Origin of the sequence: Vibrio sp. 1874, from assembly GCF_033344395.1 — a bacterium.
GTDB classification, from domain to species: domain Bacteria; phylum Pseudomonadota; class Gammaproteobacteria; order Enterobacterales; family Vibrionaceae; genus Vibrio; species Vibrio alginolyticus.
Map to the genome: position 1 here is coordinate 1 of NZ_JAWPOR010000083.1, position 1,446 is coordinate 1,446.

The window sequence follows — 1,446 nt, forward strand, 5'->3', positions numbered from 1 at the left end:
CTAAAGGCGAGTGTTGCTCGCTCGACAAAACAACCGATGCTGCTGGTGCGCCATCATGCATAAAGTTGGTCGTGACCAAAGCATCACAATAAGCTGATGAGTCGATAGGATCACTGATAGAACCCCCTTTTTGCCAGATGACGGGTTTCACCGTTAACGAGAAATGTTCGCCAGCGGCAATGAACTTATCACCTTGTTCGGATGTGCCTGAAGGCAAGGTGTTTTGGTTCTCACAGATTGCCAAGGTCCATGGTCGCGAGTACACATTAAACTTGCCTGTTACTTCAACTGTGCCGTCGTCCGGACACTCTGAAAATCCTTCACATTCGAATTGGTCGGATAACGTCACCTCGAACAGTCCGGATTCGTTAGTAATTAAGCCATGTTCCGATAATCCGTCTTTGAACTCAGCAGAATAACTAAAATCACCTTCGCTTCCACCTAGAGGTTTAATCAAAGGGTGGACTACTTTGGGTTTCCCATTGTAATTGCTGGCAACGACGGGTTCTCCTGTGGAGGCACAAGCGAGCAGACGTGTATGAACATTTTCTGGTTTACCAGCGATGACGCGAATTTCATTCAGTGTCCGTCTTTCATTTGAATACGCTTCGAACATAAACGGCGTAAACATGAAGTTGACTGTTTGCTCCTTAGCGGAGTCTCCGACCATTGTGAAAGTCAAAGAGTAATTGGCGTCTAATGCGATCTTATTGATGTCGTTTGGAATCACACGAACAACGAGCTCACCATTATCGTTAGATTGAAACTGGTTTTCAGTTGAGGTCGGTTTCCCTTTCACTACCTCTAGCGTGAACAAGTCGGGATCAGACAATATTGCCATCACTGGTGCGCCGACTACTTCATCGTTGTTGGTTGTGATCGCTGTGAATTGCGGGAGATCGTCACCGCACATCAACGCCATGTCATCAGATGGTGTCACCGTCAGGCCCAAGTCATCGTTACTTGGAGGCAACATGCTACACTCGGGCGGCGGAGTTGCGGTGCTCGGACAAATGGAGCTCGAGTAATCGCAACGTGATTGGCCAACACCGCAGAACTGAGAATACTTGCCAGTTACACTATGAGGGTGCGAACTTCCCGGCGTTTGTTGGATTTTGCCGCAAACCTGACTTCCAACACCTTGATTAAAGTTTAATGTCTGGAAGTACTTAATCGCAGTATCTTTCGCGTAGAACGAACCGTTCAGTGCGGCAGATGCACCTTTGGACTCCGTCGTGCCGTAAACCGCCATATCATCAATAAGCAGAGAACTGTGCGCCACAATATCACCGACGACGAAATGTTGTTGGAAAGGGTGATTCGTCTTGAGATGCAATTGATGGCCTTTTGATTCAATGGTGCCACAAACGTTAGCATTGAATATATCGGTCGTACTGTGAGTCAAAATTTTACCAATAATGGTGTTGTACTTACCGTCAATATGAA

At 46.8% G+C, this 1,446-nt stretch carries 1 protein-coding gene; it reads right to left on the reverse strand.

Going from position 1 to position 1,446, the window contains the following annotated elements:
- Nucleotides 1-1,446: DUF6701 domain-containing protein (locus R8N46_RS24690; protein ID WP_318189708.1), on the reverse strand; the 1,446-nt coding region annotated here is incomplete at both ends.